The sequence below is a fragment of the Microcoleus sp. PH2017_34_RAT_O_A genome (genome assembly GCF_020737885.1).
Lineage (GTDB): Bacteria > Cyanobacteriota > Cyanobacteriia > Cyanobacteriales > Microcoleaceae > Microcoleus.
In genome coordinates this window covers 19,291-41,205 of record NZ_JAEQDD010000008.1, presented here as the reverse complement: position 1 = coordinate 41,205, position 21,915 = coordinate 19,291, and the positions used below count along the sequence as shown (strand labels likewise).

At 44.3% G+C, this 21,915-nt stretch carries 14 protein-coding genes; 2 read left to right on the top strand and 12 right to left on the bottom strand.

Annotated elements, in window-relative coordinates:
• Window positions 1-65 precede the first annotated feature (65 nt).
• A complete protein-coding gene (locus JGK11_RS04895; protein WP_293181608.1) occupies window positions 66-248 on the top strand; it encodes a hypothetical protein in 183 nt (60 codons plus the stop codon).
• 622 nt (window positions 249-870) lie between these two features.
• On the top strand, window positions 871-1,260 hold the full coding sequence (locus tag JGK11_RS04890) for a response regulator (RefSeq protein ID WP_293157809.1): 390 nt from the start codon (window positions 871-873) through the stop codon (window positions 1,258-1,260).
• A gap of 178 nt (window positions 1,261-1,438) precedes the next feature.
• Here the strand turns inward: JGK11_RS04890 and cheB are convergent, their stop codons facing one another.
• From cheB to JGK11_RS04830, 12 genes are all read right to left on the bottom strand, one after another.
• A complete protein-coding gene (cheB, locus tag JGK11_RS04885) occupies window positions 1,439-2,530 on the bottom strand; it encodes a chemotaxis-specific protein-glutamate methyltransferase CheB (RefSeq protein WP_293181668.1) in 1,092 nt (363 codons plus the stop codon).
• Window positions 2,531-2,689: 159 nt separating this feature from the next.
• Window positions 2,690-5,650, bottom strand: coding sequence for a response regulator (locus JGK11_RS04880; RefSeq protein WP_293210816.1), 2,961 nt, complete (start codon window positions 5,648-5,650; stop codon window positions 2,690-2,692).
• Window positions 5,651-5,709: 59 nt separating this feature from the next.
• The gene (locus tag JGK11_RS04875) at window positions 5,710-7,593 is read right to left on the bottom strand and encodes a methyl-accepting chemotaxis protein (RefSeq protein ID WP_293196758.1); all 1,884 of its coding nucleotides are present in this window, start codon (window positions 7,591-7,593) and stop codon (window positions 5,710-5,712) included.
• A 71-nt stretch (window positions 7,594-7,664) separates the two neighbouring features.
• Complete coding sequence (locus tag JGK11_RS04870) at window positions 7,665-9,446, bottom strand: methyl-accepting chemotaxis protein (RefSeq protein WP_293210814.1); 1,782 nt, start codon at window positions 9,444-9,446, stop codon at window positions 7,665-7,667.
• Between the two features lie 293 nt (window positions 9,447-9,739).
• A complete protein-coding gene (locus JGK11_RS04865) occupies window positions 9,740-11,200 on the bottom strand; it encodes a methyl-accepting chemotaxis protein (protein ID WP_293181620.1) in 1,461 nt (486 codons plus the stop codon).
• Window positions 11,201-11,576: 376 nt separating this feature from the next.
• Window positions 11,577-12,695, bottom strand: a complete 1,119-nt coding sequence (locus JGK11_RS04860) for a chemotaxis protein CheW (protein WP_293181622.1) — start codon at window positions 12,693-12,695, stop codon at window positions 11,577-11,579.
• A 248-nt stretch (window positions 12,696-12,943) separates the two neighbouring features.
• Window positions 12,944-14,620, bottom strand: a complete 1,677-nt coding sequence (locus JGK11_RS04855) for a CheR family methyltransferase (RefSeq protein ID WP_293210812.1) — start codon at window positions 14,618-14,620, stop codon at window positions 12,944-12,946.
• Between the two features lie 26 nt (window positions 14,621-14,646).
• Window positions 14,647-14,862: a hypothetical protein gene (locus JGK11_RS04850; RefSeq protein WP_293210810.1), complete on the bottom strand. Its 216-nt coding sequence runs from the start codon at window positions 14,860-14,862 to the stop codon at window positions 14,647-14,649.
• 459 nt (window positions 14,863-15,321) lie between these two features.
• Window positions 15,322-17,109: a R3H domain-containing nucleic acid-binding protein gene (locus tag JGK11_RS04845; protein WP_293181626.1), complete on the bottom strand. Its 1,788-nt coding sequence runs from the start codon at window positions 17,107-17,109 to the stop codon at window positions 15,322-15,324.
• 362 nt (window positions 17,110-17,471) lie between these two features.
• On the bottom strand, window positions 17,472-18,638 hold the full coding sequence (ldpA, locus tag JGK11_RS04840; protein WP_293210808.1) for a circadian clock protein LdpA: 1,167 nt from the start codon (window positions 18,636-18,638) through the stop codon (window positions 17,472-17,474).
• A 639-nt stretch (window positions 18,639-19,277) separates the two neighbouring features.
• Window positions 19,278-20,609, bottom strand: a complete 1,332-nt coding sequence (locus JGK11_RS04835; RefSeq protein ID WP_293210806.1) for a four-carbon acid sugar kinase family protein — start codon at window positions 20,607-20,609, stop codon at window positions 19,278-19,280.
• 630 nt (window positions 20,610-21,239) lie between these two features.
• On the bottom strand, window positions 21,240-21,887 hold the full coding sequence (locus JGK11_RS04830; RefSeq protein ID WP_293210804.1) for a hypothetical protein: 648 nt from the start codon (window positions 21,885-21,887) through the stop codon (window positions 21,240-21,242).
• Window positions 21,888-21,915 lie beyond the last annotated feature (28 nt).

Sequence of the window (21,915 nt, the reverse complement as noted above, 5' to 3'; positions counted from 1 at the left end):
TATAAGTGCCCATCTAGTTGCTGGCAACCGCCCTAATCAATACTGGCCGAGGAGAAAAACGAGCCATGAATTTTGTCCCGGGAGACTGCGATCGCAAGTCGAACACAGGCTGCTGGCACCAAACTCAGACCAACCTCTTGACTGACATGGAAACTTTTGATTTATGGGAGTTAGAGCACCGCAGATCTAATACTCTAGAAATTATACTTCGAGTTGACTATGCTTTTGATGTGCCAGAGGCTGGGTGAATCTAAGAGCCTCCGTGGGGACGAAGCACCCTTCAAAAATCTATGGCGGATAGCTTACAGAGAATTTCTTAATAAGTTTAATAGTATTTTAACAGACAGATCTAATCGTGGGTAGCAGGCTTGCTGGTAGATTAAAATAATTGGTTTGTGCCACAATACCAGTACGGTTTACCGGGCTGTTGCACAGGCAACTCAACAAAAGTTAGGAGAGCGACTACACAAACACCGAAAATGTTAAACTTTGTAACAATAGTTGTTCAAACTCCACCATCAAGGGTTTGACGGTTGAGATGCAGATTTTGCAACTGTTGTCATCGCCGATCGACCCCTCGGGCAATCTGTTTTTTCGAGTTTGAGGTCAAAAAAACAGGGGTGAAGTTTCTGCTAATGCTCCAACGGAGTTGGGCACTATTTATCCGAAGGCACTCTTGAAAAATGACCCACCCAAAAACCGATACTTGCTTGCCGACAATTTTGAGGGTCGAGATCGCAATTTTAGACTCAAGTTCAAGCTCCCAGATTCATCTGGAACAGTCAATCTACAATCTACAATCTACAATCGACTGACGGCGGGAATTATGTTTTCTATTTTCAAGAACTATAAATAAACCGGGAGAAGAATATGTCTGCAACTAGCAGTCAAGTACCAACTATTTTGGCAGTTGATGATAGCGTCGTCATGCAAGGACTGGTCAAACAAGCCTTAAGCAAAGAGTTTCGAGTTCTCGTGACAGACAATGCAGTTGATGCTTTGTCAACAATTTATCACGAACAAATTTCGGTTTTGTTGCTCGATGTTTCGATGCCTGGGATTGACGGATTGGAGCTCTGCCGCACGGTGCGAAGCTTGCCTCAGTTTCAGAATTTGCCGATCGTGATGCTGACAGCCAGAGATGGAGCATTTGATAAAGTACAGGGGCGTTTGGCAGGAGCAACCGAGTATTTAACTAAGCCCTTTGATGCTGACAAGTTGCGCGAAGTAATTGGTAAGTTTATCAATATCAAATCATAAAAGAAGACGGGCGCGGTTGAAACCGCGTCTATACCAGCAAAACCCGCCTCCGCGGGTTGAAGCTCAGACCGTTTAAATTACGTTTTATGTTATTCTATTCAGTCGGCGTCCGGCGGACATCGTTTATATAGAAGCGGTTTCAACCTTACGTCCGATCTGCTATATTCTCCCGCTTGTCCTAAACTTTTAATTTCGCCAACAGTAAAGGAGCGATCGCACTGACGGGTAAAACGTGCTGGGCCGCACCGAGGGCGATCGCCTCTTTTGGCATTCCAAACACAACACAACTAGCCTCATTTTGAGCAATAGTCAAACCGCCGGCTTGGGCGATCGCCAACATACCCTCAGCACCATCTCGCCCCATTCCTGTTAGCAACACTCCCGCAGCCCCGCGACCATAAAAACTAGCAACTGACTTAAATGTTACCGTTACAGAGGGGCAATGTCCCGCTTCACGAGCAGCTTCAGAATAAATAAAACGCCCTTGAGCATCCAATTCTAAATGACGTTTTTCTGGCGGGAAATAAACAATCCCAGCTTGTGGAAATTCCCCAAAACCCGCTATTTTCACCGGCAGTTTAGATTCAAAACCCAACCAGTCAACCAATCCTTGCAAAAATCCTTCACTGATATGCTGGATGCAAATCACCGGTACTGGCAAATTAGCCGGAAACTTAGAAATAATCGAGTGTAGCGCTTGCGGCCCGCCTGTAGACGCGCCAACAGCCAATAACTTAATAGTTTGAGAATTGAGATTTTTGCTAGATAATTGGTAATTATGAATTGGTAATTGATAATTTTTTTTGCTTGGGCGACCCTCGGCTGTTTCGATTCCTCCAAGCCTTTGATGTCGCGTAAATACTTTAACTCCCGACAACACTTTAACTTTAGCGATTAATTCATTCCCCAGGCGATCGTAATCAGACGCCAACCCGCCAATGGGTTTCGGAAAAACATCTAATGCACCTGCTTTCATTAATTCAAATACATTTTGAGTATCCTTTGCTTGTACAGAAGCACTAATTATTAAAATTGGTCGCGGGTATTTTTTCATCACTTCCCGCGTGAACTCTAACCCGTTCATTTGTGCCATATTCAAATCCGTACAGATGACTTCCGGTTGAAGTTTCGGGATTAATTCTAGGGCTTCTAACCCGTTAGAAGCCGTTCCGACAACCTGGATTTCTGGCGAAGCATCCAAAATGCGCTTGAGAACGATCGTAGCTACTGGGGAATCTTCTACTAACAATACTTTAATGGGCGACAACATCATACCATTTTAGATTTTAGATTTTAGATTTTTTTAGGTAATGGGTAATGGGTAATGGGTAATGGGTAATGGGTAATGGGTAATGGGTAATGGGTAATTCTCCCCCTCTTCCCCTGTCCCCCTCTCCCCCTGTCCCCCTCTTCCCTTCCCCTCTGACAATCAAACTAACCTTTTCAAGGTCTCGATTAATACATCTTGATTGAAAGTACCTTTAGGAATATAAGCATTAGCGCCAGCATCAGCCCCTCTTTTTCTATCTTCATCAGACGCCAAAGATGTCACCAAAATAATCGGCAACTCACTGTATTCTTTTAGCTGACGAATTTTAATAGTCAGTCCCAAGCCGTCCAAATTAGGCATTTGTACGTCAGAAATCAGAGCATCAAAATAGCGAGTTTTTAATTTATTGAAAGCATCCAACCCGTCCACTGCTGTCACCACTTCATAACCTGCACCTTCCAGAATGCGCTTTTCTTGAGTGCGGGTAGCGATCGAATCTTCTGCTAAAAGTATAACTTGTTTTCGGCTGACTGTCTCAATTGGCGATCGGGCACCCCCAACCCCACCCAACAAAACTTGCTTGCGTACAGATTTTATCAAATCGTGGGGATTGAGCACCATACAAACTTCCCCCGTCCCCAGAATCGTTGCACCAGAAACGTTTCGCACCCGTTTCAGCAATTGACTTTGAGGTTTAATCACCACATCCTGTTCGTCAATCAAAGCATCTATAAATAATCCCAATCTTTCCTCCCCAACTTTCAAAACAATACAAGGCATTTTCCGAGAATTATGATTCACCGATTCTACCTCTGTATTTCTCTTGAATTCTCTCCAACTTTCCTGTCTCCACTCCCGATTATTGTGCAACCAATCTGTATCATTTAATTCTAGTAAATCTGCCAAATAAGCAACTGACAAAGGCTGAGAGTCTAAAATCACCGTCGCCTTGCTTTCGAGAGAAAAAACATCCGAAGAGCGGACTAATATTGCAGTTTCAATAAACTCGACTGGCAGCGCATAAGCAATACCATCAACCGCTAATATTAATACATTAGCAGTAGCTAAAGACGTACTTAGTTGCAGGCGAAAAGTGCATCCTTTTCCGAGATCTGATTCAACTTGAATGCGACCTTTTAATGCTTCAACATTAGTCCTAACTACATCCAAACCTACCCCTCTTCCAGAGATTTCAGTAACAAATGTTCTGGTTGAAAAACCCGCAGCAAAAATCAGCGATTGAATTTGGCTTTCTGTCATCACCGCCAGTTCTTCCGGCGTGCAGATGTTGCGTTTGACAGCAGTTTGTTTAATGCGATCGAGATTCAGCCCCCGACCATCATCAGCAACTTCAATAATAATATTGCTAGCAGTATGGTAGCCTTTAATTCGGAGAGTAGCTGCGGGATGCTTGCCGAGCTTTTCGCGATCGGCTGGCGTCTCAATTCCGTGATCTATCGCATTCCGAATCAGGTGCATTAAAGGGTCTTTCATTTCTTCTAGAATGCGTTTGTCAGCTCGAGTTTCCCCACCTTCAATGACTAATTTAACCTCTTTCCCTTCCCGCTTAGCCAAGTCTCTAACTGCTCGTGGAAATAGATTAAAAATAGTAGACAAAGGCAGCAGTCTGAGAGTGCGAATTCCTGATTCCAACTCTTCCGCAATTAATTCGAGTCTTGCAGTATCTTCATCAACTCGATTTTTCAATCTATTTACTAGAGTTCCCAGACGTTCTAAACGTTCTTCTGTACGCTGGTAATAATTCTGTAACTGTATGATGAGGGCATTTTGTTGAAAAGCATTTTTGTCCGATTCTATCTGATGAAAAGCCAAGCGATTTATAAAAGCTTCTCTGCTCCAACTTTCCCACAAATTTGTCAGTTTTTCGATATCAGCAAGTCGGTGTACTAACCTAGTTTTTGTAACAGTAAGTTCACCAGCTTGAGTCATTAAATCGTCTAAATTTTTGGTAGCAACGCGAATTGTTTCGATGCGGTAAGACGAACTTGAAGAACTGCTAACAGCGGGTTGGGAAGCCGATGCAGTAGCGGGGGCAGAAGCCCCACGCAAGTTGTGAGATTGGAGCAACAATTCTTGCTCGGATTGTAGAGTCGAAAAAGAATAATTTTTATCTAAATTAGTGGCGGAATAAGTTTCACTATTTGTTTCGGGTTCCGCAGTAGACGAATCAATAAGTTGCGTTTGTATAAATTCTTCTTCTGGTACCTTTGAAGATTCTGGATCTGCTATGGGGACGGCGGGCAGGGGCTTGTTAGAAGCACCCATCATGCTAGCGAGCACGTAAAAGGTATTGACACCGGAATCTTGACCAGTCACGGCTTCGTCAACGAGTTTGCGGATGGCGTCTAAACCTTGCGAAAGTCGATCGCTAATTTCTGAAGTTAGTTGAGTCTCTCCCCGCTTGACACCTCCCAAAATATGCTCTATTTGATGAGCTAAAGATGCTACATTTTTTACCGCCAACATCCCAGCATCGCCTTTAAGAGAATGAGTTTCCCGCAGCAATTCTTCTAACTTAGCTGAGTCCCCGGGGTGTTGTTCCAAGTACAGCAATCCATCGTCTAGTTTCTGCAAGTGTTCTTCACTAGCAATTTTAAATACATCTCGAAGTTCTTCATCTTCAATTATCATAGGTGTTTGTGGTAATGGGTAATGGGTAATTGGTAATTGGTAATGGGTAATTGGTAATTGGTAATGGGTAATTGGTAATTGGGAATTGGTAATTGGTAATTGGTAATTGGGAATTGGTAATTGGTAATTGGTAATTGGGAATTGGTAATTGGTAATTGGTAATTGGTAATTGGTAATTGGTAATTGGGAATTGGGAATTGGTAATTGGTAATTGGGAATTGGGAATTGGGAATTGGTAATTGGTAATTGGTAATTGGTAATTGGTAATTGGTAATTGGGAATTGGTAATTGGTAATTGGTAATTGGTAATTGGTAATTGGTAATTGGGAATTGGGAATTGGTAATTGGGAATTGGGAATTGGTAATTGGTAATTGGTAATTGGTAATTGGTAATTGGTAATTGGGAATTGGTAATTGGTAATTAGGAATTAGGAATTGGTAATTGGTCATCCATCGGTAATTAGTCATCGGTAATCGGTAATTTTATCCTTGACATCCGTTACACAATCCGTTGCCTAACTTCCTTCTTACACTATAGACTTAAGAGTTAAAGCAGCTTCATTAAGTTTTTGAGTGCCTACTTTGACTTGAGTAATGCCGCTGATAGTTTGAGATGCAGTGCGGTTGAGAGAGTTCATTTCATCACCTACTTGCCCGATCGCGATCGCCTGCTGTTTAATATTCAAAGAAATTTGTTGATTGCTAGCAAACACCAGATTGCAAGCTTCCCGAACCCCCGTAAAAGCTTCTGCTGTATCCTGCGCTGTTTTCACCCCTGCCGCGACTGTTTTGCGGCTTTCTTCCGTTGCTTTCACCGTCGAGTCGATCGCGCCCTTAATTTCTGGAATAATACCATTAATCTTTTGCGCGGCTTGTTGGCTTTCATCTGCTAATTTACGGATCTCGCTGGCTACCACCGCAAAACCTTTGCCATACTCACCAGCCCTGACAGCTTCCACAGCCGCGTTAAGAGCCAGCATATTTGTCTGAGTGGCTAAATCGCTAACTAAATTTGCCAAAGTCGAGATATTGCCAATCTGACTTGTGCTATCCCCCAGGCGCTGATTTTGCTGAGAAATTGCTGCCACAGCTTGTCTAAGACTCAGCATTTGATTGAGAGTTTCTTCAACTTTTTGAGTTCCTTCTTGCGCGAGGGTTAAAGCTTGGCGAGCGGCGACGGCAACAGCCTCAGCTTGCTCGGCTGTCTCCCGAGAAGATATGCCCAATTGTTCTAAGGTTGCAGTTGTTTCATTGACTGAGAGAAATTGCTGGCCGACGACTTGCTCTTGCTCATTCATATTAGATAATATTTGCATAGAGAATGACGATATTTGATAGATCAATCCTCGAATCAGCTTAATTAGTTGTCGCAGCACCAAAAATCCTAATCCCAGAACAGTACCCAGGGACAATACAGCAATAATAGTAGCTATTTTTTTAAGAACAAAAATAGAAGCAAACAGCGAATATTTAGGTGCTTGATTCACAATCACAATGAATTTGTTGTTGTTTTCTTTACTCAGAAAAACTGTATCATAGCTAATCACTCGATCGCCGAGGTCAATATTGCCTTTGCCACCAGAAAGTATTTGTGTCACTACCTCTGCCACATAATCTTTTTGGACATTTTCATTCGTTTTTGTTTCATAACCCCATTCTTTTTTAGAAGTGGGATGGTAGATGTAGCTACCATCTTGATTTAACATAAAACCTTTCTCTGAATTATCATGATTCATGTTTTTAACTATATCAATCAGATTCTTTCCCAAAGAATTGGCAATCAAAATGCCTTTTCTTTCTCCTTTGGTATTAAAAACAGGAGTGGCGTGACGAATGGTTGGCTTGTAAGGAATTTCTATTTTACCGCGCTCCTGATTGAGATTGAATTGAGACACATAAATTTCGCCCGGTTTTAGCTTCATAGTTAAGTAAAAGTAATCCCTATGAGCCTGATTTTGTAGTTCTGAAGTTGGAACTATTTTGAGCGTTTGGCCGTCAGAATTTACGCGCACGAGTTCGTTGCCATTCTCATCTATATAACGCAATTGCATATAAGATTGCTTAATTGCCATCATTGATGCAAATGTGATTTGCATTCGATCGACCCAATTTTGATAAGTTGAATTAGTTTCTTTGTCTGCTCCATTTCCATCTCTAGCTTTAATTATTCCTTGAAGAGCAGGAGATTTGCTGAAGAACAAAAGATCGTAACTGATATTTTCTAGTTTGTTGACTATTTGCTCTCCGCTGGATGTGACACTTTCAGTAAGATTAGTTAAGGCTAAGGTTTGGAGTGCTGCTTCGGAAGAGGAAATTCCATACCAGCCAACAAGAGATACTGGAATCAAGGTACTTAAAATTAAAAGCAGTAGCAGTCGGTTTTGAATTTTTCTGAAAAATTTATTAATCATGGGGAGTGGCTAATTGCTAATTGGTAATCGATAATCGCTAATCAGTAATAAATAAATCTTACTTCCTTCAACTACACTGCTGATTTGAGATTTTGGGCTGCTTGGTTTAGTTGAACAATGCCGAGTTTGACTTGAGAAATACTGGCGGCAGTTTCTTGAGTGGCGAGGTGAAGAGAGTTGACGGATTCAACTACATCCTGAATGGCGATTGCCTGGTTTTTCGATGTGACGGAAATTTGTTTGCTGTTTGCAGCAATGCGATCGATCGCCCTGGCAACCCCAGCAAATGCGTCTGCGGTTTTTCGGGCAATTTTTACTCCATTTTCTACAGTTTTTGTGCCGTCATCCGTCACTGTTGCTGTCAAAGTAATAGCTTTCTGGATTTCTGCAACTAAAGCATTGATGTTGCTAGCAGATTCCTTGCTGCGATCGGCTAATTTGCGAATCTCGCTAGCAACAACAGCAAATCCTTTACCGCTTTCACCGGCTCTAACTGCTTCGACAGCAGCGTTAAGGGCGAGCATATTTGTTTGGTTGGCTAAATCGCTGACTAAACTGGATATATTGCCAATGCGATCGGTTTGCTCGCTTAAATGCAAAATTTGTTTTTGAATTGCTCCGACATTTTCTGTCAAAGTTGCCATTTCTTTCAAGGTATTATCTACTGCTTGACTGCCTCCTGCTGCAAGTTTAAGAGCTTGGACTGCCCCAAAAGCGGCAGCTTCGGCTTCGGAGGCACAAGCTTTGCTTGATTCGCTCAATTCGTTCATTGTAGTCGCAGTGCGATCGACAGCAGATAGTTGTTGGCTGGCGATGCGCTTCTGCTGTTCGATGGTGACAGCAATTTGGGACGAAGAAGAGGCGATCGCCCGTACAATGTGATTAACCGAGCGAGTAGTTCGACTCGCTAAAAAAATTGCGATCGCGCTAACAACAGCAGCAGTGAACCCAACTCCTGACATCAAAGTATACAGTAACTCTTGTTGGGGAGCAAATACATTTTTTGTATCGTTAGCAATAATCACGCTCCAGCCCAATTCTGGCATATTTTCTAAGGCTTCAATAGGAGCATAAGTAAGCAATTGCTTAGCTCCATCAATGCGATCGATATCTATGGCACTGTCAATTTTTTTGTTAGCTTGCATTTTGGCAAAAACACTAAAATCTGAGGCTGCATCTCTGCCGATCTGCTCAGCTTCTGTTGCCGAAAAAAACTTGCCATTGCCATCAATTAAATGGAATTCCTCTTTTTTTAATCCTTCAGAACTTCTGGTTAGCTTGTTTTGTGTTTCCTTAAAAGTCTGCTCTAAATAAGTTATGGGCGTGCGAGTCCTGATGACGGCGATAGTTTCGTTAGTATTGACATCCACAACCGGAGCCGCCGTAAAAATGGCATATTTGCCGTCTGTTGACTTTATAGGCTGCATAATTACAGCCTGATTAGTTTTTGTTACTTCCTGAAAATAGTCCCGCTTTCCCAAATCTACAATTTTTTCTCCACGGGATTGCAAAATAGTATTTCCCTTGAGATCGGCGACTGCAATGCTGTCGTAGCCTTCGTCTTCTTCTATATATTTATCTAACATGGCTTCCTTTTGAATGGTTGAAGTCGTTTGACTGACTCTGGGGTCGTTAAGTATGCTTAATCTTGCTAGTTGCTTGATATCTTGGTAGCGTTCTAACATAAAATTGCTGACTTCATTGGCAGTAGCGAGCGCCCGCGTTTCTTGATAATTAATTACATAGCTAGTGATACTTTGATTGGCTAAGAAAAAAGTTATTGCCCCAGTTAAAATTACGGGAATTGTTCCGAGGGCGATCGCAAAAACAATCGCTTTAATTCTTAAAGACATTTTTTTCATTGGTTTTTCATAATTATTAATGACTCATACCATTTGAGACTTGAGATTTTAGATGGGTGCATCTGGTTTTTGAAGAGGGCGAAGCATGACCGCATATAAGTTATTAGTTGTAATCCCATATTTTCTGCGGTCATGCTTCGCCCCTACGGATATATTCGCCTTGCGTGAGATGCACCGTTTTAGATTTTAGATTGAATAATTGGGATTGACTAATGAGTATCGGGGCTGAGAATACAGACTTACTGTTTAATTTTGTTTTCAAACTATCAGAACTTATAACTATGCTAAACAACTGCTTTTAAATCTAAAGCAGCTTCATTCAATTTTTGAGTGCCAATTTTAGTTTGAGTGATACCGCAAGCTGTTTGTGCTGCTGCTTGGTTGAGAGAGTTCATCGCTTCCACCACTTGTTCGATCGCGATTGCTTGCTGTTTGGCATTCAGCGAAATTTGCTGAGAACTCAAAACTACGTTGTTAATTGCATCAGCTACTCCAGCAAATGCTGCGGCAGTTTCCTCCGCAATATTTACGCCAGATTCTACCGTTTTAGTTCCTTCGTCTGTCACCATGACTGTTGAGTTGATCGCGCGCTGAATATCGGCGACTAAGAGATTTATTTGTGCGGCAGATTTTTTACTGCGATCGGCAAGTTTGCGAATTTCTGACGCGACAACTCCGAACCCTTTGCCGTGTTCGCCGGCTCGCACTGCTTCGACAGCCGCATTTAGTGCTAACATATTAGTCTGATTTGCTAAGTCGCTAACTACGGTTGAGATATTGCCAATGCGATCGGTTTGCTCGCTCAACTGCATAATTTGTCCTTGCATATCCTGCACTTTTGTTTTCAGTATTGCCATTGCTTCTAAGGTTTGTTCCACAGCTTTTGTACCGCCACCAGCTAAAGTTAAAGCTTGCATTGCTTGACTTGCGGCAGTTTCTATCTGCTGTGAAGTCGCCCTAGAAGATGCACCCAATTCGTCCATTGTTGTAGTAGTTTCATTGACTGAAACTGCTTGCTGGCTTGCCATTCGTTCCTGTTCTTCAACTGTGGCGGCAATCTGGGCGGAGGAACTGGCGATCGAACTAATTGTGCGATCGATAGTTCGAGCAATTCCTGACGAAATCAGCCAAGCAACAGTGGCGCCAAGCAGCAGTAGCAGTATCGAACCAAACACCAGCGTCGATACCAAAAAGCTTAAAGATGCCTTCGTGATTTTAGTTTCTTGCTTAATAATCTTTAATTCTGTTTCCCGAAATTCCCGGTTCAATTCCACGAATTCATTCACAAATTTGGTATACTTGCCTGTATTAAATATAGCGAGGGCTTCGGCTGTCTGATTTTGCTGAAATAAGCGAACTATTTCGTTAGAACCATCATAATATTCTTTGACCAGATCCAACATTCTCCGCAAACGGGCTTTTTGTTCGGAATTTTCAACAATCGGCCCTAGATTGATCCCTGACTGGCGAGCCAAGTCTGCACCTGTTTTAAAATCGTTTAAGAACTGCTGATTTTTATTAATTAAATAGCCGCGCATTCCCCGTACCATTTGCTCCGTACCTACGGACATATTACTTGTTTCTCCGATCACATTTTCTACTCTTTCCACTTTTTTGAAAGTCTCAAAAACCTGACTCGTAGTAACGAGAACTAAGACTGGCAACCCTAAATAAATAGCTGCTGGCGCTAGATATCCGACGAGCATCTTGTTTCTAATATTTAGTTTTTTAATGGATAAAAACATATTTTTGCGTTAATTTAAGATAGCATTTGCGTTACTAAGGTTGCGATCCTGCGATAGTGGTTGGGAGTCCGGCGTTGGCAACGGAAATGGGCCAGCCACTTCTGGGACTGATGCCGTCCAGTGACAGTAGAAAATAGTATCATAGCAAATTCTGTTCTCTTACTCTCTTTTCTTTAGTTTCGGGTGGCGCTGACATCGTTTTTGCAGGTGCGATTCCGATTTGGCCTTCAACAGTTGACAGTTGACAGTTGACAGTTGACAGTTTGAGAGCGACCTCTACCTAGAAGGAAGAGGATTGGAGTAATGAATAGTCGGATTTTAGTTTCTCCCGATCGGGGAGAGGCTTTCAAACAATTCTTTATGGTAAAATCTTTCTTCAAACCTCCTCATCAACAGCAACTCCTCCTTTTGTTAATAGTTTCTGCAAGTTCAGAACAGCGATAAGTTTTTCCTCGTAAAAAGCGGTGCCTCGAAGATATTCGCGGTTGGCTGAATTTAGTGCAGCAGGAATAGTCGCAATTTCTGCTACATTTAAATGTATAATATCTAAGATTTCGTCAACGACTATACCGGCGACCAAATCTTCAATTTCAACAACGATCGCCTTTGAGAGAGATTTTGTGTCGCCTGACATATTTAAAACATTCCGAATGTCCACTAGGGTGAGAATCTCGCCCCGCAAATTCATGTTGCCAATAATGCGATCGGGAGTGCAAGGAATTGGAGTTACTTGGCGAATGTCAGTGAATTCGCGCACTACAGCTAGGTTAATACCAAAGTATTCGCTGTTTAAAACAACTACGGCGAGGGACATATCAATTGCTGCGGAATTTTCGCGATCGCCCTGCTGCCTCAAATTCTGGGCCCTATCTCGAAAAATCGCCTTTTCTTGGGCTGTAGCATTCGGACAAAAAACGTGAATTTTGGCCAAAACTTTAGTATCTTCCACTAACAATTTTGGCTCTATTTCTAACTGCAAATTGGCGGTTTCTAGGTTGCCGGATGCCGCTGACAGTCCTGCATCGCTTGCAGACACTGGGATTTGGGCTTCTGTTTTGTCGGGAGAATATCGAATTAGCCGATCGAGATCCAGCAGCATAATCATATCGGCCCCGCAGCGGGCAAATCCAGCTAAAAAATGATGGGGGGCTTCTGGGTTGTCTCGCCCGTAAGATAGCTGGGGAGTTATGGCATCTGCGGGGATCTGCTTAACTTCGTTAACTCGATCGACAATGATGACAAGTCGAATTTCTTGCCATTCTATGACGATCGCACTATCTGTGACAGAATAGTCCTGCCAAACGTACCCAAAACGGAGATTTAGATCCATCACGGGCAGAATGGATCCTCTAAGATCGATCGCCCCAACAATATCTTGAGGCGCTTCGGCGATCGGTGTCAACTCCGGGAGAAAGAAAATTTCTCTAACGCAGCCGACTTCTACGCCGCACAGCAAACCGTTATGTTCAAATATAAGATACGGCTTAGTTTCCATATTAATTCTGACAATTTATCTAGTAAGACTTGCAAAAAACACATGGTTTATGCGATCGGATTCGGTTGGGTGCATCTGGGTTTGTCAAATATGTTTGTAGGGGCGAAGCATGACCGTAGTCAATATAGGATTATAACTAATAACTTATATGCGGTCATGCTTCTTCAGGCTTCAAAATTGAGATGCACCCATTCGGTTTGGCAGCGACACACCCACAAAAAACCAGGTTTTTAGATTTTCCCAGTGCGTCAGTTTTTTTGGCTGTACAATTTTACCAATTTTTTTTGAACATCAATCAATACTTGACTCGCTGTCATTTTTCCCTGTTGCTCGATCGGAGTATTGGGCGGCAGTTGTTTGAGAATATCGCAAGATGACTTGTACATTTTAATAGCTATATTTAGCTTACCTTCTTTATGGTATATATTCCCGAATTCGAGATAAGCTGAAACAAAAGATGGGCAAAGATAAATAACTTTTCTTAAATATATTTTAGCGGTTTCCAAGTCGTCCTGTTCTTCAGCAATCTGAGCTTGCAAATAATAAGGAAATACTGACATAGTATCTAGCTTACTAGCTCGCTTGCAGTATTCTACCGCCTGAGAATACTGGCCTAAATTTGCATAAATTTGAGCGAGCAAATAATCAGCTTCAAAATTTTGAGATTGCAGGTGGAGCGCCTGTTTTGCTTTATCAATTGCCTCAAAATAAGCTTTATTTTTTAAACAAGCTTTTGCCTCTAATATAAGCATCTGAGGCGTTTTGCTATCAGCTTTTTCGGCTGCAATTTTTGGGGATAAACTAGATATCTTCTTGTTCGCCAGATCGCCCTCTAAATAGCGACTTCGCAGCATCTTTCCCAGCCCGGTACCTGCTGTTAACAGCGACAGCGACCCGACATCCCCAAAATTGCCGTTAGCAAAACTAGCTGGCACCGTTTCCCCTTTCCTCGGTAGCAACTGACCGCTATGGTCGCCCAATTCCAATTTATTTCCCGATTCCCCAAACGCCGATTTTGTTTTAGATTCTGGTACAATCAAAGACTTTTTTTTACCTGGTTCCTCCTCTAGGACATTCTTGGCTTGATAAACAACCGACTCCGGGAAACTCTTTGGTTGAAAATCGTTCATCACGTGACTGTGAATTTCAGCGTGACCAGTCATTAAATATCCTCCAGGTCTTAGCGTTTTGGCAAACTTTTTCAATACCTGTGAAATATACTGAGCTTCAAAATAAACAAAAACATTTCGGCATAATATCAAATCCATGTTATGAAGATCTGTGTAAATATTAGGAAAATTATCTGTCACTAAATTTACAGATCTAAAGCTGACAAATTGGCGCAAGTTCTGGTCTATTTCCCAATCGGTTTTCCGCTGAGAGAAATATCGATTTTGCAGTTCCGGGTCAACTAAGCGAAAAGACCAAGGGCTATAAATTCCTCGCTGGGCTTTTTCTATTGCTGCTTGATTGATATCAGTACCTAAAATTAAAATTTTCCATTTGTCCCAATCAGGAATTAGTTGTTTTAAAATAATAAGTAAAGAATAAGGTTCTTCACCAGTCGAGCAGCCAGCACTCCAGATTCGCAGTCTTGGCTTAATTCCCAATGTCTCGTGCAATTTTATTTTGCGTGCGATTAATTCCGGCAAAATCACTTTTTCTAGGAGCGAAAACTGTCCTTTGTCCCGCATGAAATAACTTTCGTTGGTTGTCAGCAGCAAGGTTAGTTCCTGCCATTCATTTTGACTTTCCGGACTCGAAGCGGCTAAGATTTGATAATATTTGTCGGGAAATGCTATTTTTAAAGCTTTCATTCGAGTCAAAATTTTTCGAGACAAACCCGATCGATCTTGCGGGCGAATTTGTAAACCCGTGTGAGCGGCAATTAATTCAATAAATAGCTGAATTTCTGCATCATTCATGTCAACTCTGGTAAATATAGCCTTTCTCAGAAAGATGAGGTACTATCGGGCATCGGGCATCGGGCATCGGGCATAGGGCATCGGGCATAGGGCATCGGGCATAGGGCATCGGGCATCGGGCATAGGGCATAGGGCATCGGGCATCGGGCATAGGGCATCGGGCATCGGGCATAGGGCATCGGGCATAGGGCATAGGGCATCGGGCATCGGGCATAGGGCATAGGGCATCGGGCATCGGGCATACCTCATTTTTTTGATAACCGCTTTATGTTTATTTATAATCTGTTATTATAGGGGGTTGGGAATTAGTCAGTAGTCATTAGTCATCAGTCATTAGTCATCATTGGGAATTGGAAATTGGGGGTTGGAAATTGGGAATTAGTCAGTAGTCATTAGTCATCATTGAGGGTTGGGAATTGGGGGTTGGAAATTGGGAATTAGCCCGATCGCACTTACACACAAAAATCACAGCAACGGAAATAATATCACGTGCGGTCGATATACCAGAAGATTCTGGTCTACGCAGTGTACCACGCTACCAGAATCATGGTTAATTGAGCCCGCTTGAGATCGAAGGCAGCAGGTAGAAAACAGACAGCAACATGAAAAAAATTCGGCCGTTTGCCTTCTACCTGCTGCCTTCAAGGGGTAAGGTGCGCCCCGCGCACCCTACATGATGCCGATTCTAGATATAGGGCTGTTCACGCTGGAAAAATCCGCAGGCGGCGGTTGGGTTCTTCCCCAAAACTGTGGGATTTCAGGTGATAGTGTTCCACAAGTTCGTGCTGCATTTTGCGGACATTGGGAGAACGGGGTAAGAGTTCCACCGGCTGTCCCTTGGGAATGACAATTTGCTCGACAGCCAAGCGGGTTTCTTCGAGAGCTTCGAGTTCGTCAGAAGTACCGCTGCGGGCGAATAAGGCGAGGTCTGCCACTTCCGGGGTGCCCGGGTCGTCCATGTCCAACAGGCGCCGCAAAGCTCTCGCTACGTGGGGAATAGTCCCAGCTTTGATTGTGTGCAGGGGAACTTGGCGAGTTTTGGCCAAGTGCCTCAATTTTGACTGGTTCCGCACGTTCGATCGCAAAGCCAACACCACGTCAGCACTTTCAATATCCTTAGTCAACTGCACCGGCAGGTTCAGGGTGGAAATCACCTGTTCGAGCTGGTGGCGAGCTATGCCGTAAGGATAAACGTGGAGGGGCAAATCTTCGCCGTTAGGGCCGACATTCTGGGAATAACGACCCCGTTGCTGCGGTACAGGTTCCACGGACAGGGATTCTTCGAGGAGTTGCTCGAAATACCGAGTCTCAGGAAGTACCGGCGCGCTGTTAGCAGCGGTAGCAGCAGCGAATTTCTCGTTTTGAGGGGGCATCGGCACCATTTTCCCGGCACTCCGCCACCCAGAAATCGGCGTGACGGGCCGCATTGCTGATACCGCAGCGGGGCCTGAGGCGGAAGCTGGCATCCCTGGAAACCGGACGGGGGGAGATGCTGACTCGCGCTCGATCGTGACTTCTCCGCTGTCGCTGACGCTTCTGATTTGCTGGTTCGGTTCGCGTCCCCGCAGCAGGCTGTCGATCGAATCTGAGACTCGTTCGTGGATTACCCAGCGCTGGCGTTCGAGCATTTCGATCGCAATTTCAAAAGTTGGCGGTGATTTGCGTTCCAAAACTGTCTTTTGAGAACCGCGGCGCCGGGCCTCGTCATCTCCCAGCGTCACCGCTTGGATGCCCCCGATTAAGTCGGCCAGAGTCGGATTTTTCATCAAGTTTTCGATCCGGTTCCCGTGGGCGGTACCGACCAATTGCACGCCCCTTTCCGCGATCGTCCGAGCGGCCAAAGCTTCTAATTCCGTGCCGATTTCGTCAATCACGATCACTTCCGGCATATGGTTTTCCACTGCTTCGATCATGACTTGGTGCTGGAGTTCGGGACGCGAAACTTGCATTCTGCGAGCTCTGCCGATCGCCGGATGCGGGATATCTCCATCTCCAGCAATTTCGTTGGAGGTGTCGATGATTACCACCCGTTTTTCCAAGTCATCGGCGAGGACGCGGGCGATTTCCCGCAAAGCCGTGGTTTTGCCAACTCCGGGGCGGCCGAGCATCAAAATTGATTGACCGGTTTCCACTAAATCGCGGATAATGCCGATCGTCCCGAACACAGCGCGGCCCACCCTCAAAGTCAAGCCGATAATCTCGCCGCTGCGGTTGCGAAGGGCGCTAATTCGGTGCAGGGTTTGCTCGATACCGGCTCGATTGTCGCCGCCGAAGCTGCCGACTCGATCGATACAATAGCTGAGGTCTGCTTTGGAAACTGGTGTTTGGGAAAGAGGTTCGGCCAAGGATGGAAAACGAGCTTCTGGTAGACGGCCCAAATCCATCACAACCTCAATGAGATTGTTGCGCTGCGGGTGCTGCTCTAAGGGCTGCCGGATCTCATCTGGCACGATGTCTAATAGTCTGCTGAGGTCGTCTGTAATCTGCATTCGCCTCGGTGTGTTCGGTTCAGTGGACAGTGGACAGTGGACAGTTGACAGTTGACAGTTGACAGTGGACAGTGGACAGTTGACAGTTGACAGTGGACAGTTGACAGTTCGTGGATTACGCGTGGGGTTATAAACCCGGTTTCTACGAGTTTTGCGAACAGGAACGAGAAATATAGTAAGAAACCGGGTTTCACCTGGGTGCAAGTGCGATCGCGAAATCGCAAACTACAGTTGTTAGCTATCAGTTTTCAGTTTTTTTGATTAACAACTAACAACTGACAACTAACAACTAAAAACTAACAACTAACAACTGACAACTGTCAACTAACAACTAACAACTAACAACTGACAACTGTCAACTGTCAACTGTCAACTGTCAACTGACTTTTGATCTGGGAAACTAGAGAACGAGCTAAACTCACCGCCTCCGAGAGAAGTTCTGGGACGGCTTCGAGCTGAGTCAACCGAGGTGTTTGAACTTCGGCTGCGCCGCAAGGGACTGCTACCGGAACGGCAGAAGCTCGATCGGTCTGCATTGTTTCTAATTGTTCTAAAATTGGCGATAGCAAAACCCTGGCATAGCTGCCGTAAGCTACACCTGCAATGTATTGGACAGGAGGAACTGACAAATTTTTCCCGCCATCCAAAAGCAGTCCAGAGGCTCTCAGTTTGCTGACAGTGCGATCGTTAGTGCCGCCTGCAAGTTGCACGTATCCCGGCAACTGGGCAGCCAAAACTTTTTGACCGAGTTTGACCGCTGCTCTAGTAGTTCCTATTCCAATATCTCCACTCATCGGCCTACCATCGGTTTGCCAAATTAGGGGACAAGGCAGGGGGGAAATTATTTGATAGAGTGTCCGCAAATAATCAATCAAACCGTCTCCATCGGGGCAACTAATTGCTATTACTTTAAGTTGATCTACCCAGGGATCTATGCTCGACCAAAGTCTCGCAAAATCTGCCTCTCTGCCTACTTGCGTGTGGATTTCTAGGGCATCCGCACCGGATTGCAAGATTAAAGGTGCGATCGCGGCGGGAGCAGACACGTAAGAACGAGTGTAAATTAATTGGCTCGGACAAACAGGCAGACAGCGACCGCAGCCATAGCACTGCTGGTCTATCACCCCGGAAAAACCACTACCAGCACTCTGAAAAACTATTGCGGAGGCTGGACATATTTTTTCGCAGGGCCGCCAGCAGTCCGCCGGACAATCGGCTGGGTTGAATTCGGCTTTGCGAAAATGCGGGTCTTCTCCATCGTTTAAACTCACCATCAGCAAGGGCAACCCTTTGCCGCCAAACCTGCGGTTTTGAGTTTTTGCCTGTAATTCGCTGGCAACTTGTAGGGCTTCTTTCGCTGCTGCGACGGCGGCGGGATCTGCCGCGACATCGATGCAGTCAGCACCTGCCAAGGTGTAAGCCAATGTGAGATTCCGAACCGCCGGCAGGTGTTGAAAGCTCGCCCCACAGATCAGCTTGAACCAATGGCCATCTTTTAATGAGTTTAGTGGATGATAATGTTCTGTCACCCTTATATGCTAATCCTTTCAGCTAAAAATTACTATGCGAACATTTTTATAAAATTTTTACATTTAGGTCGATACAAGCTGGAAACGCTACTGATAGCAGTAGCTATGGCGCTGTTGGCTCTATATGTAGAGGGCTACCTGATTTTTTTTTCTAAATTTGATTTTTTCCAGAGGCGTTGCCGAGGGGGAATTTGTCGAGCTGGCGATCGCTTTTATTTAAAAGTAGACCTTTTACCATAGCATATTAGAGCGGTTTTAGCAACGATAGAATCAGCCAGAGATTTTTTAGAGATTATTTAACTGGTTCCCAGGCACAGCGAAAGGAACCTATCTCATATTATGTCCCGTCGATTACCATAACAAAAACGGTTCGTAGTGCGGACTTCAGTCCGCGGCATAAGAGCGGACTGAAGTCCGCACTACGAACCTTACTTATTGCAGTCAATCGACCGGACATGATATCACTCTTGCTCTGCCTCGGCACAGGATTAAGGAGGCTCTTCCTCCGGATCTGTGTTACCAGGCACAGCCTAGTAACGAGCAGACAACGAAATATTTCAACTGTTTTAGGCTTAGGTTGATATCAATGTGTGTTCCCTGAATAGAACTCAATTCATCTTCGTTAAGCCAGCGATTCAACTAGCTAGAATGCTTGCTGAGTCGCTTGTAAGCCGTAGCCAAAGCATTACTGTCACCGACATTTCCAGGAAACAAAACGACTGGTAAATCGGGAAATAGAGGATGATTTGGCTCGGTTTTTACAACAGAACAACCTGGAATAATTTGACCGATTTGCCTGATACTTTTCAGCGACAAACCTGTACTCAACACATCATTAGAAGTAATCCCGCCCTTGCTAATTAAAAAACCGATGTCAGCAGGCAGTCCCCGCACGACATCCATCAACAAAGCAGAAACAGCAGCACCAAATTTTAACCGGACTTCAGCATTTTCAAATTCTAGTTCCTGGCGGCTGGTATAAATTACAGGCGTTTTGCTATCTGCATGAGCAGTGCGAACTTTTTCGAGGATTTCATTGAGGATTTGAGCGCGAGACTCTGGCGAATCTTCTACTAAGTGAGATACATCTATTTCAATGCTAACTGTATTGGGTTCTTCTAACAAGCGTTCCAATTGATCTGTCGTTTTCTTAACGTGGGAACCAACTATTACTGCACCCGGTTTGCCGTCTTTCACGTATTCTGCCATTTCGTCGGCTGCTACGGGCTGGTTGCCGAGGTCAGCTAAGGATGTTAAAATACTCGCCGCGCTGCGGAATAAAAACTTTTTGCCTTGACTGGCTGCATCAAGAATGTGTTTGGCAAATGTGTTTAAATCGCCTTGGCTTTCGCCGTCAACAACTGCACATTGGTTGTCTGTCATCTCCATCAATCTATCTAAACTTCCGTAGCGGATGTCTGCGAGTAAAATGCGATCGACTGCATCAGCATGGATGCGACCTTGGGTTTTTTCTTCTACGTAGTCTGGCAGGTAACTGTGATGGTAGCCGAAGACTGAATCTTTGGCAAATTCGGTTTCGTGCACAGGGGTTTCGACACCGTTAACCATCAGGTAATGCACGCTGTTGCGGGTAATTCTGCCTCCTTCAAAAAAGGCGGGAATTAGAAAATGAGCGTCGAAGGGGCCGAGTTCTTCGGCGATTACATCGGTTTCGATCGGATAGTGACCGCGCAGGGTAGAATCGGAACGGCTAACGATTAGGAAGTCTTCGATTTCTTCGATCGCGATCGCCCTTTTGAGATTTTGGCACACTTCGCGGGTGACGGAGGCTGCTGTTTCGGGAGTTAGCGATCGAGTATTTGTCAGTATAAAAAAAATCGGGGACTTGTCCCGCAGTCCCAAACGCAGGGTTTCTTCGTCCCAACGTGTCAGCAGCAAGCAACTGTGCACGGTTTGAGAACCTGTGGGATCGTCATCGAGAACTATAATCTTTGGTTTGGTAGAAGACATACTGACCTGGTTGTTAACGTCACCTTTCCAAGATATCCTTACCTGTTACCTAACAGGTAAAAATTTACAATTATGATTTTTCTTAACAATTCTCATAAATCATAAATTTAAAAACGTGTTTGAGTTCGATCGCTTCACGGTTGGTGCGCGTTGCTACCAAGAAGACCGGGCGGTTGAAACCGCGTCTATACAGACATTCACGTGAGGAGTGCAGGTTGAAGAACGGGCAGTTAAAATTCAATATGGTTGGGTTAACGCTAATGTCCGAAGAGATATCTTAGGGTTAGCGCAGCGATCCGCGACGATCGCATCGCCGAGACTATGATAGTTATCAATTAACTGATGTGTGCGGGGATAAATTAGCTTTTTAACTGAACCGTATTTGGCTAAAATTACGTTATTCTCTTCATTCGGCGTCCGGCTCAATTCGTTTGTGTAGTTTGACCTGTTACTCGGATGACGGGCGCTTCGCCACATAAGCGCTTCGCGCTGGCTTCGCCTACGAGTAACAGGTCAAAAGCGGTTTCAACCGCCGTCTGCTTTTAAAATTACGTTATTGTCTTCATTCCGCGGAGGCGGAATTCGTTTGTGTAGACGCGGTTTCAACCGCCGTCTTAATTTTCCATTTTTTTAATTAGCAGCGTTTCGATCTTGTAGCTTTTTCATTTCTGCTTGAACTCCCACAGCTAGCTGCAAAGCTTCGTTGAGCAATCGCCCCGGCTGGCTCGATCGATCGCTAATTTGCAGGGCATTCAAAGTTCTTAAATTATTGGCAAACAGTTCTGAGTTAGTATCGACAAATTTTTTGTTTTCCCTGAGAATCCTCTCGGTTTTCAAAGCTCGAACTAAATCCTCTCTGATGAGCTGCAAGGCTTTAATAACTTTTGCGCGATCGCCTATTTTGACGTTCGGATTGCCAGCATCTTCGAGTCGGTCATTAATTTCGATCGCTTTGATTATACCATTATAGCGATCGACATCATCAAAAAGATGGATTAAATCTTGGTTCCGGCTGCACCAAATTTTCCAGGCATCTTCCAAGATCAAACCGGCGATCGCACCCAAGTGCAGGGCCAACCACAACAAATAAGCCCTAGGAAATATCAATACCAGCAGCCAACAGCTAATTAGAACCAAAACAATTAAACTGACTGTTTTTAAAGCTTCGCGGGCAAATTTAGTAGCAGTCGCAGGCCGGTATACGCGATCGGGCCCCGCGCCGCTGAGGTGCTTGAGCTCACCGACAGTAATTTCTAATCCCTGAATGTCAGGTCGCATAAATCTTCACAAATATTTGTTAAATATA

Coding starts and splice junctions, on each gene's coding strand:
- JGK11_RS04855 (WP_293210812.1), bottom strand. CDS start 14,620: ATGAATGATGCAGAAATTCAGCTATTTATTGAATTAATTGCCGCTCAC.
- JGK11_RS04895 (WP_293181608.1), top strand. CDS start 66: ATGAATTTTGTCCCGGGAGACTGCGATCGCAAGTCGAACACAGGCTGC.
- JGK11_RS04835 (WP_293210806.1), bottom strand. CDS start 20,609: ATGTCTTCTACCAAACCAAAGATTATAGTTCTCGATGACGATCCCACA.
- JGK11_RS04870 (WP_293210814.1), bottom strand. CDS start 9,446: ATGTCTTTAAGAATTAAAGCGATTGTTTTTGCGATCGCCCTCGGAACA.
- JGK11_RS04860 (WP_293181622.1), bottom strand. CDS start 12,695: ATGGAAACTAAGCCGTATCTTATATTTGAACATAACGGTTTGCTGTGC.
- JGK11_RS04830 (WP_293210804.1), bottom strand. CDS start 21,887: ATGCGACCTGACATTCAGGGATTAGAAATTACTGTCGGTGAGCTCAAG.
- JGK11_RS04850 (WP_293210810.1), bottom strand. CDS start 14,862: ATGCCCGATGCCCGATGCCCTATGCCCTATGCCCGATGCCCGATGCCC.
- JGK11_RS04890 (WP_293157809.1), top strand. CDS start 871: ATGTCTGCAACTAGCAGTCAAGTACCAACTATTTTGGCAGTTGATGAT.
- cheB (WP_293181668.1), bottom strand. CDS start 2,530: ATGTTGTCGCCCATTAAAGTATTGTTAGTAGAAGATTCCCCAGTAGCT.
- JGK11_RS04845 (WP_293181626.1), bottom strand. CDS start 17,109: ATGCAGATTACAGACGACCTCAGCAGACTATTAGACATCGTGCCAGAT.
- JGK11_RS04865 (WP_293181620.1), bottom strand. CDS start 11,200: ATGTTTTTATCCATTAAAAAACTAAATATTAGAAACAAGATGCTCGTC.
- JGK11_RS04880 (WP_293210816.1), bottom strand. CDS start 5,650: ATGACTAATTACCGATGGATGACCAATTACCAATTCCTAATTCCTAAT.
- JGK11_RS04875 (WP_293196758.1), bottom strand. CDS start 7,593: ATGATTAATAAATTTTTCAGAAAAATTCAAAACCGACTGCTACTGCTT.